Annotated in this window: 9 protein-coding genes; 4 read left to right on the forward strand and 5 right to left on the reverse strand. The window is 41.4% G+C overall.

The genetic code is table 11. The features are described from left to right. Both HMPREF9074_RS09615 and HMPREF9074_RS09620 read left to right on the forward strand, forming a co-directional pair. Nucleotides 1-789 (forward strand): DUF5682 family protein (locus tag HMPREF9074_RS09615; protein WP_034540458.1); only part of this gene is annotated, 789 nt, incomplete at its 5' end. 4 nt (nucleotides 790-793) lie between these two features. Next, on the forward strand, nucleotides 794-1,261 hold the full coding sequence (locus HMPREF9074_RS09620) for a DinB family protein (RefSeq protein WP_034540461.1): 468 nt from the start codon (nucleotides 794-796) through the stop codon (nucleotides 1,259-1,261). 53 nt (nucleotides 1,262-1,314) lie between these two features. On the opposite strand, the gene HMPREF9074_RS09625 is transcribed toward HMPREF9074_RS09620, so the two are convergent. Next, the gene (locus HMPREF9074_RS09625) at nucleotides 1,315-3,060 is read right to left on the reverse strand and encodes an ABC transporter ATP-binding protein (protein WP_009389309.1); all 1,746 of its coding nucleotides are present in this window, start codon (nucleotides 3,058-3,060) and stop codon (nucleotides 1,315-1,317) included. A 127-nt stretch (nucleotides 3,061-3,187) separates the two neighbouring features. Between HMPREF9074_RS09625 and HMPREF9074_RS09630 the strand changes: the two genes are divergently transcribed. Then, nucleotides 3,188-4,507, forward strand: coding sequence for a lytic transglycosylase domain-containing protein (locus HMPREF9074_RS09630; protein WP_009389308.1), 1,320 nt, complete (start codon nucleotides 3,188-3,190; stop codon nucleotides 4,505-4,507). Nucleotides 4,508-4,555: 48 nt separating this feature from the next. After that, nucleotides 4,556-5,422 carry a geranylgeranylglycerol-phosphate geranylgeranyltransferase gene (locus HMPREF9074_RS09635; RefSeq protein WP_009389306.1) on the forward strand — a complete coding sequence of 289 codons (867 nt, stop codon included), beginning with the start codon at nucleotides 4,556-4,558 and terminating at the stop codon, nucleotides 5,420-5,422. A gap of 20 nt (nucleotides 5,423-5,442) precedes the next feature. Here HMPREF9074_RS09635 and rsgA read toward each other — a convergent pair whose 3' ends face one another. The 4 genes from rsgA to HMPREF9074_RS09655 all read right to left on the reverse strand — a co-directional run bounded on the left by rsgA (nucleotide 5,443) and on the right by HMPREF9074_RS09655 (nucleotide 10,080). After that, on the reverse strand, nucleotides 5,443-6,360 hold the full coding sequence (gene rsgA, locus HMPREF9074_RS09640; protein WP_009389305.1) for a ribosome small subunit-dependent GTPase A: 918 nt from the start codon (nucleotides 6,358-6,360) through the stop codon (nucleotides 5,443-5,445). Next, a complete protein-coding gene (locus HMPREF9074_RS09645) occupies nucleotides 6,361-7,170 on the reverse strand; it encodes a hypothetical protein (protein ID WP_034540463.1) in 810 nt (269 codons plus the stop codon). A 130-nt stretch (nucleotides 7,171-7,300) separates the two neighbouring features. After that, nucleotides 7,301-7,777 carry a CvpA family protein gene (locus HMPREF9074_RS09650; RefSeq protein WP_034540465.1) on the reverse strand — a complete coding sequence of 159 codons (477 nt, stop codon included), beginning with the start codon at nucleotides 7,775-7,777 and terminating at the stop codon, nucleotides 7,301-7,303. A gap of 29 nt (nucleotides 7,778-7,806) precedes the next feature. Then, a complete protein-coding gene (locus tag HMPREF9074_RS09655) occupies nucleotides 7,807-10,080 on the reverse strand; it encodes a hypothetical protein (protein ID WP_084063437.1) in 2,274 nt (757 codons plus the stop codon). Between the last annotated feature and the right edge of the window lie 550 nt (nucleotides 10,081-10,630).

Consider the following 10,630-nt stretch of genomic DNA (forward strand, 5'->3'; position numbering starts at 1 on the left):
ATACGCAAAGCCTGCGAGTGTAGGCTCACGGATATTTTCAGCAACGCACTAAGTACTCTCCAACGGCTATTAGTAGACACTAATAGCTTTGTGGAAACGGCTATGGCTGCGCAAGAGCTATCGGTGCTCATACAATACGGCGACCTAAGACAGTTCAACCTCGAACCGCTGAAGCCTATACTGCAACAGCTCTTTTTGCGCGCTGCCCTCTTGCTGACTGATGCGGCTGCTTGCGATGACAAAGCTGCCAACACTATAGTGCCGGCTATCAACGCTATGGAGTACATAAGTGAGCAACAATACGAGCTGGTAGATGTAGAAACGTGGCACAAAGAGGTAGCGCACGTGGCGTGGCGAGATGACCTGAATAGCAAGCTATCAGGCGTGGCTTTTGCTGTTCTGTTAGAGCACAATTTGGCTACCGAAGAGGAGTGCAGTCGGGAGGTATCGCGGCGGCTTTCTGCTGGCGTTCCTGCTGATTTAGGAGCGGCATGGTTTGAAGGTTTTTCGGGGCGCAACCGCTACGCGCTACTATCGCGCACCATTATATGGCAGGAGTTAGACAACTATGTACGTCAGTTAGACGAAGAACAGTTTTTGCGGTCAGTAGTCTTCTTGCGTCGCGCCTTTGCTGATTTTGAGCCTAACCAAAAAAACAGTATAGCTGAACTATTGGGTGACCTTTGGGGTACTGGTAAAGAGGCTACCGCTGAACGCCTACAAGAGGTGCTGAACGAAACAGAAACCAGCAAATTAGAAGAACTAAACGATTTTGACTTTGATTTTTAAGGATATGAAAGAAGTATTTGCTTTGTACCGAAAATTGCGTGAGCGTCAGTTAAAGTTGCTGAACAGCTTCACGCCTGAAGAGCTCGCCACTATACCAGCGGGTTTTAAGAACAACATATTGTGGAATATCGCCCACTGTGTGGTAACCCAGCAGCTGTATTGCTATGCTAATAGCGACCTGCCGACTTACCTAAGCGATGATTTTATAGCGAAGTACCGCAAAGGCACTGTGCCTGATGGGCATATCCCTACCGCTACCGAGATAGAGGAAGTGCGCAGCCTAATGTTCAGCACTCTTGACCATCTGGAAGCTGACTACGCTAAAGGGATATTTAAGCACTATAACCACTACCTGACAGGCATAGAATACCCTTTGACCAATATTGATGAGGCTATTTACTTCAATATTTCGCACGAAGGAGTGCATTTGGGCAGTGTGTTAGCGTTGAAGTGCGCTATTGCTAAAAAATAAAGACGAAAAATGAAAGACGAGAGCAACACACTCTCGTCTTTCATTTTTCGTCTTTATAAAAACTGTACTTCGTATAGGTTGCGGTAGTAGCCGTTCTCTATTTGTAGCAGCTCGTCGTGAGTGCCTATCTCTACGATATTACCTTTATCGAGTACGATTATCTTATCTGCCTTTTTGACCGTAGTAAGTCGGTGGGCTATGATGATAGAAGTGCGCCCTTCGGTTATCTTTTCGGTAGCCTCTTGTATCAGCTGTTCGGAGTGCGAATCGACTGATGAGGTAGCCTCGTCTAAGATAAGTATTTCCGGACTATGCACATAAGCACGTAAGAAAGCAATAAGCTGTCGTTGCCCTGCTGAGAGCATCGTACCGCGTTCCTTAACATTATAATCATAGCCTTCGGGCAGCTGCATCAGGAAGTCGTGTACGCCTATGCGCTTAGCTGCCTCAACGACCTGCTGGCGAGTAATATCGGGATTACGCAGCGTGATATTGTTGTAAATACTATCAGCAAAGAGGAATACATCTTGTAGCACGGTAGCTATATGTTTGCGCAAAGAGGTAAGGGTGAAGGTGTTGATATTGACGTCATCTATATAAATAGCCCCTGCGGTAAGGTCGTAGAAACGATTCAGCAGGTTGGTAATAGTAGTTTTACCAGCCCCCGTAGCCCCTACTATCGCTACTGTCTCGCCATGTTTTACTTCAAAAGTAATTCCGTGCAAAATCTCTTCACCAGCTATATATTCAAAATGAACATTTTCAAAACGGATAGAGTTCTTTACCTGAGTAAGTTCTTTCGTACCTTGTTTTTCGGTATCGGCATCGGTATCGAGGATAGCAAACACACGTTCTGAAGCGATGACCCCCATCTGTAGGGCGTTAAACTTATCGGCTATATGTCTGAGCGGGCGGAAAAGTTGTTGTGAGAGCTGAATGAATAGGAAGATATTCCCTAAGTCGTACACGCTATTATTTACCAACTCTCTACCGCCAAACCAGACGATGAGCGCAATGGTAATAGAGATACCCAAATCGCCAATAGGGAAGAAAATAGAGTTATACCAAATGGTTTTCAGCCACGCTTGTTTGTGCTTTTCGTTTATCTTTTTGAAACGGTCGAGTTCTTCTTTCTCTTGAGCAAACAACTGCAATACCTTAATGCCCGAGATACGCTCTTGCACAAAAGAATTGAGGTTAGCTACCTGGTGACGGACTTCAACAAAAGCGGCCTTCATAGAGCGCTGAAACCAACGGGTAAAATAGAGTATCAACGGCATAGTAGCATAGCTGATAAGGGCTAATTTCCAGTCGATTACAAACATTACTATGGTAATGACCAACATTTTGAGCAGGTCGCTTGCCATCTCGAAGAGTCCTGAACTAAATATCTCGCCTATACGCTCCATATCGTTTACGGCACGAGTAACGAGCACCCCTATAGACGACTTATCGAAATAGCGCATCTTTGCCCATAGCAAGTGGTCGAACAGGCGCTGGCGGATGTCGCGTATTACTGTCTGTCCCAACCAGTTAGAGAAGTATGAAAAGAGGAATTGCATTAGTACCTCAGCCAATAGTAGCCCCACCAAAACGTAGGTAATGAGTACTAACCCATCATAGTTTTTGGGAGTGATATAGCTATCAATAGCAACTTTGATAAGGTAAGGCTGAGCTGTAGAGAAGATAGACGATAGCACCGCAAAGAGTGCTACCGCTACAAAAGTACCCCTATAAGGTTTAACAAAATAAGAAAGTTGTCGGAAGGTATGTTTGGTACGAATATTGTGTTCTGCCATTGTTGTAGTGCGTTTGTACGGGGCAAAGATACGGATAATTAGTGAATTTTTTTGTGCCTTTCTATTTTTTTTACTATCTTTGTCGCCTTACAACGTAACACTTAAGAAAAACAATCTCTTTTAGAATATGCAATTTAGAAAATATACACTCGGAACATTTATGTGCTTTATGATGGGCGTACTTGCCCCTCAAGCCCAAAATACTACTCCTAAAGACACTATTAAAACAATATTGCCTGCTAATAAACACGAAGCCCTCAATAAGCTAAACGACAACCCTAAAGCTAAAAAATACGATGAGAAATGGCTGAAAGAGCTCTCTAATTCAGACCTTTTCTTTCAGATGAGCGAAGATATTGCTTCTGAACCTACTAACGTAGATTATGGCGAACTACCTACTGAAGTGCTTAAAGAACGCCTTGAGAAACTCAATGAAAAAAGTCTCTTCAACATAGAGTACAACCCTGTTTTAGAACAGGTTATCAAATCATTCCTCAAAAACCGCCGCTCGTCATTAGAACGCCTGATGAGCCTTAGCGATTACTACTTCCCGATGTTTGAGCAGGAAATGAGCAACCAGAAAATTCCTTTAGAAATTAAATATTTGGCTATAATTGAATCGGCATTAAACCCTAAAGCTCGTTCGCATGCAGGAGCTACCGGTTTATGGCAGTTTATGTACGCTACTGGCAAAAGCTACGGCTTAGAGGTCAATAACTACGTAGATGAACGCAGCGACCCCATTAGAGCTACTAAGGCGGCTGCTAAATACCTGAACGAACTTTACAAAATCTTTGGCGATTGGGATTTAGTGCTCGCCGCTTATAACTCTGGTCCTGGTAACGTAACTAAAGCGATACGCCGCTCAGGAGGCAAGACTAACTATTGGAATTTGCGTCCTTACTTGCCTAAAGAGACCGCCGGCTATGTGCCTGCTTTCTTGGCTACGCTCTACATATTTGAATATGCTAAAGAACACGGTTTCAAACCTCAAAAGCGTGCTAACCATTTATTTGAGACTGACACTATACGCGTAAAACAAGCGGTACCATTTAAAGATATAGCTGAGATTACGGGTATGGATGTGCAAGATATACAGTTTTTTAACCCTTCTTACCAGCTTGATATAGTGCCTTACGTAGAAGGACGCAACTATGCTATACGCCTGCCAATATCGGAGATAGGAAAATTTGTAGCGAACGAAGAAGCTATCTACTCTTACCTAAATGAAGAAAAAGCTAAACGCGAAAAACCACTGCCTGAAGTGATGAAAGGCGACCAATATTCAGCCAAAGCTGGTAATAAAGTAGTCTATACCGTTAAGAAAGGTGATAATCTTGGTAAGATTGCTAGCCGCAACGGGGTGAGTATCTCTAACCTCAAACGATGGAACCGTATCAAAGGTAAAAACGTAAGAGTAGGACAACGACTTATTATTTATAAATAAAACTTTCATAAAGAGTCCGAAAGATTTTCGGGCTCTTTTTTTTGTATAATGAAAAAAACTACTTTATTAAAACTTCTAAGCTTATTTTCGGCAGTGAGGGGCTATAATATTATGATGGTATGTTTAGCTCAGTATCTGGCGGGTATCTTTGTGCTATCGCAACGCCCTTATAAAGAGGTACTTTTTGACGAATCGCTATTTATGCTCGTATTCTCAGGAGCTTTAGCCATAGCTGGTGGTTATATCATCAATGGGTTTTACGACCAAGAAAAAGACCTCATCAACAAACCTATGAAAACGATGATTGACCTCTTAGTAAGTCAAAACACACGGCTCACCCTTTATTTCTTGCTTAACCTCTTATCGGTGATAGTAGCCAGCTACGTATCTTTCAGGGCTGTACTCTTCTTTTCGCTCTATATCTTTGCTCTTTGGCTCTACTCACATCGCATAAAAAAAATAGCCTTCTGGGGCAACCTTAGTTCCGCCAGCTTGGCTATTATTCCTTTTTTTGCAGTATTTGTGTATTATCGCAATTTTGACCACAGTATCTTTCTACACGCTATACTTATTTATTTGCTCGTACTTACCAAAGATTTTGTAAAGGACTTAGAAAATATCAAAGGCGATTTAGTACATAATTATGCTACTATACCCGTAGTGTATGGGGAGCGTTTTGCTAAATGGCTTATCACCCTTAGCGTATTGCTGTGTAGCCTACCTGTATACCTACTGCTCAATTATTTCAGTATTGGTTGGTTAGGATACTTCTTACAATTTATGATGGGCTACTTATGCCTCTTTCTCCTTTTCTTATGGCTAAGCCATACCCAACCTCGCTATGCCCTACTTCACAATATGATAAAACTCATCTTAGTAACAGGCGTATTAGCTACTGCTACCATTAATAATTGACAAATCAGCAAATCAACTAATTATCTATCTTCTTCGCCGTTAAGTATCTGCAGATAGCTCTTATAGCGCGACCAAGCAATAGTACCCTCCTCTAAAGCCTCTTTAATAGCACACTGGGGTTCATCAGTATGGAGGCAATTATGAAACTTGCAATGGTGCTTAAGAGCAAAAAACTCAGGAAAATAATCGGTCAGTTCTTCTTTCTCTATCTCTACCATACCAAAGCCTCTAATACCAGGGGTATCGATGATACGCGCCCCATTAGGTAGGTCGAACATCTCAGCAAAGGTAGTAGTGTGCTGCCCTTGTAGGTGCTGCTCGCTTATCGCGGCTGTCTTAAGGTGCAGCTCTGGGTCTATTGCATTGATAAGAGTCGACTTACCTGACCCCGAATGCCCCGATACCACACAGGTTTTACCCTCCATTGCTGTCATTACCTTATCTACATTCTTACCTGTAGCCGCCGAAATGCCTATACACTCATAGCCTGCTTGGCGGTATAGCTGGGCGAGGAACTTCACTTCGTCAATCTCTTCTGCGTTATAAGTGTCTATCTTGTTAAAAAGCAGTATCGTCTTGATACCATACGCCTCAGCCGTCACTAAAAAACGGTCTATAAAGGTAGTAGAGGTCAGCGGATTATTGAGTGTCACTACTAAAAAAGCAAGATCTATATTCGAGGCAATAATATGCGTTTGCTTCGATAGGTTTACCGAGCGGCGTATGATGTAGTTATCGCGAGGTTTAATTTCGGTAATAATACCTTTAGTCCCCTCTTCTACCTCAAAAGTCACCCTATCGCCTACCGCTATCGGATTCGTATTTTTAATACCTTTCAGCCTAAAACGCCCTTTGATGCGGCAATCATACGCCGCCCCTGTAGCTATATCTTTCACTACATACCAGCTACCTGTCGATTTATATACCAATCCTTCCATTTAATTATATACTACTGAAGTAGTTTCAGGCTTTTTCAAGTCGATGCGGAAAATATGTTTAGGGTCTTTAGCGTCTACTTTCCCGTTATTATTACTATCTAAGTAAGCGTATACAAATAGTAGGTCATTCACATAATCGTAGTCAGAACCCACTACCCCGTAATTCTTCTCTATAAGCGCACGTACTAGCTTACCGTCTAAGCTAAAGAGGTAAAAGCGACGTAAATCATCGCGATTTATATAGCCGTCTTTGTTAGTATCCTCATCATAGCAAGACACCATATAATATTGGCGTTTTACGGGTTTGTTAGCCAACACATCCGTTAGCGGTGAGGGGTAGTAAAAGTTTTTTATCCTCACAGGTTGTTCAAACAGCATTTTGCGTTCGCCAGTGGTATTGTTGGTTATTAAGATATTCATCAGGTCATCACCATAGATAGCTTCAAAGCCGGCTACTATATTGTTGTGCATATTGTAGTAGTCAGCCTTATTGCGTAGTTCTTCATAATCGTTCTCATTCCTATACGACAGCTCATTATACTCTATATCGTTTGTATAGGGGGAGCCGTCATCATCATAGCGCACTTTTAGCATAGGCAGCAAAGCGTACTGAGGGTACCCCGTAAAAATCACTCTTAATGGTCGTAGAGTAAGCTCAGCATTGTTAGCTTTTAGGATGCTGTCGTTCTCCGCAGGGTCTATGGGATAGACATCGACATAACGGTCTTTATCATATACATCAGCCGCTGTTTTTCTCTCGCAGCTTACCCACAAAAGACCTGATAATAATAAGAGAAATGTTCTTTTCATTGTATTTAATTTTTTATAGTTATAGTTTCTAATTAATTTTTTTCTACTGTAAAAATTCTTTGCTAATTGACAAATTGACAAATCGACAAATCGGCAAATCGACAAATCGACAAATCGGCAAATCGGCAAATTAAAATACATTAGCATACACTACGGCACTGATACTCTTCACAGGCTCGTACAAGACTGATTCGCTAAGAGCTGAGGGCGATAACCATTTTTCTGTCTGAAAAGTGCGCTCTAAAAACACAAATAGCGACCCAACTATTACCGCTGCCTTTAGCGCTCCAAAGAGAGCCCCTGCCAAGCGATTCAAAAATCCTAACTCAGCCGCTTTTAGCATTTTGGTAAGCACTTTAGCCAAAAACATCACTGCCAACATCAGCACTATCAGCGTGATTCCAAAAGCCACGACCTCTATCGTTTGTTGGCTGCTGGGCATCAGTTCACCCAACAGACGAGCCGTAAAAAACGAAAAGTGTATCGCCCCATAGATACCTACTACTATGGCTAATAAAGATGCCATCTCAATAATGAGACCGCGCATAAAGCCTCGTACCAGTCCGAAGCCTAAGATTACTAATAATAGAATGTCTATCTTGTTCAATTTTGAATTTTTAAGTTATAAATTATAATTTATTTTACGGTTTTTCTAAAGTACTCACACTCGTTTAGCACCTCTTTGTAGTACTTAGTGTGCGGATATTTCCGCAGTTCTTTAAAGCCTTTCCAGTCTTTAAACATAACATCATCATAGTTAGCCCCATCCCTATTTTTGTAAAAATAAGCTTGGTTGTAAAACTCATTGCGCTCTGTTTTGGCAATCAGATAGGCTATTTTGGCTCTTTGCTCGTCGTTAGTAGCGTGTTTTTGAGCCAAAAGGTAATACTGCTTCGCCTTATCCATACCGAGTAGCAACACTCGGTTTTCGTCTTTTACTCTCAGCGAACCCGCTTCTCCCAGAATATTATTGTAGTAAAAAGCGCGCAAACTACCGTAGTAAGAAGCGTTGTAAAACGCATTCCCTACCAAGAGAGCATTGTTATATACGTCGTCATTTTGCGCTATTTTCGCCTCCATCTCCTTCACTTTTTCTAAGAAAGAGAGCTTAGTATAGGGGTTTCGCTGTTTTTTAGCGTGTTCGCAGTCGTGGCAATCGGTTATAAAGCCATTAAACGGATTAGCAGGCAATAACGCATCACTCTTTTTCAGTCTCTTAGTTACCATTCTGCCTGTCTCTTCATCATATACCCTTTCATTTACATAAGGCGTTTGCTTCATTTGGGCAATCGCCTCGTCTATAGCATCGCGATAGAAAGCATAAATAGCGCGACTCTCATAAATATCACCTAAGTTAAAAGCGTAGTAGTTAGCCCAATGCTGCTCCCATTCGCTCTTGTCTGTTTTTAGCAAAAACTGCTCCATCGCTACCGACTGCTGCTCATTTTTGTAGTAATTAGCTTGAAAGTTGAGCAACTCACTCATCAGTATATTGCCTTTCTCGTGGTATAGTGCCGCCAAGTATTGCCTTACCAAAGCAAAGGCATTACCACTGCGCAACTTTCCTTTTTCGTTGTCGTTAGCATCCTCAAAATAGTGCCACAACCATTGCACACGCTTCAACAGTCGTTTTTCTACTTCTTTGTCAATAGTCTTACAGCTTGTTACCTCATTTAGCACATCTATAATTCTTATTTGCGCTTGTTGTTCTGGCGTTTTAGCCTCTTTTTCTGCCTTTTGTAGGAATGCCTTAGCCCGTGCATTCTCACCCTTATACATCAGCAGATAGCCCGCTGCTACATTCCATAAGTACTTGTTTTTCACTGCAGTATGCTCTGCCGCATTAACGAGCCAATCTATAGCGAGGCCACTCATCTCCTTCTTATTGTGCTGGTGATAGGTAGCTGTTTGCTTCAGCGGATTGTCTTCATTCCATACATTTACCTTGTATTCTACGCCATTCACATAGCGCGATAGCAAAAAGTCCACCTCTTCCGAAGCCGGATTTATAGCCAAAATACGCTGTATAGCCTCTGCCTCGTCTTTGTCATAATACCCTTGCATAGCCCACAGAGCGCATTGCTCCTGAGCGGATAGACTTGGCAATATGCTGTTCATTTGCGCATTGGTAAGCGGGTGGTAATCGTAAGTGAGCATCTGGGCTTTGTCAGGCATACCTACCCACACCTTGGCAAGAGTAGCATTGGCATTAGCGTATTGCTTTTGGGCTTTGTAGGCACCTGCCACATAGTACAAAGCGCGGTAATACAAACGGTTTTTAGGTTGTGCGTCTTGGGTTTTAGCAAAATAGTCTATCACACTGCTTCTGTTAGCCGAATAGAAACGCAAACGAACCGACTGAAACCACATCCGGTTAGCAAAGAAAGCATCTTTTTGCTTCAAAGCTTGTGCGTATAGCTTGTCTGCTTTGCTTATTTCAGTTTGAGCAATGCGCTCAGCCTGCTTACTTTCGTCGTAATTCCAAGGGTCGAAGTGAGTCGCCGTAATAGGCTCATTATTGCGAGCTATCTGTAAAAAAGCGAAAAAATTCTGCACTCGCTCATTTTTATTAGCTTTAAGTGTTTGCAAAGACGGACTCTCACCATACATCAGCGCATATATAGTATTAGTAGGGAGTTGAGTTCTCAAATAGGCATTCCAGTCAGCTACGTCATTTCGGCTGTAGTCACGGCTACTGGCATCGATATACTGCCCGTTGTAGAAAGCGTTTTCAGTATCGAAGAAAAGAGGTTGGTAATTAGCATTATTCACCGTCACTTCAGGTGAAAACACCGAGCCGTACTCGCGCCATTCAGGCTCGAATATACAAGCGTAAAGGTACATCCCTGCACTAAGTACGCAGGCTACACAAGCCGTAATAATAATTGTTTTTTTTCTTAATAGTTTCATATCCTTATTTATCTTCATAATGCCCATAAGCTGATAATATTATTTGTAAAGCATATTTATAAGTTCTTGTTTTGAAGCCTTTGTTTTTTTACTAGCCCTTGCTTCGTCTATCATCGAAGCTGTTTAAACTTATTTCTGAAGCAGTTTAAACTTTTTTAGAGAAATAAAAGTTCCCGAAAATTAGTCAATTTGTGTGTTGCAAAAAAAGAACACCAAAATTCAGCAACTTTATGCAAAGATACAATAAATAATTGGATTATTACCTTTTTAAGTGTAAAAAAGAAGATTTAGCTTTAATAATGGAGAGCAACCAGATATTTATTTTCTTGATATAACTTAGATTGGAATGCTCTTATTAGGGTTTATCTTCAAGTTCCTCAAAAAAGTTTAAACAGGTTTATAGTTATCTGCCTTTTAAATGTTCTATTGGTAGAATCTCATCAAATGGTATTTTATTTGTAATAGCATCATTTTTTACTTTTTGAATAAAATCTTTGTTAATTTTGTTTGTTTCAATTCTTTGGATTATAGATAACTGTCTATTAATTTC

The sequence above is a fragment of the Capnocytophaga sp. oral taxon 329 str. F0087 genome, from assembly GCF_000213295.2.
Taxonomy (GTDB): domain Bacteria; phylum Bacteroidota; class Bacteroidia; order Flavobacteriales; family Flavobacteriaceae; genus Capnocytophaga; species Capnocytophaga leadbetteri_A.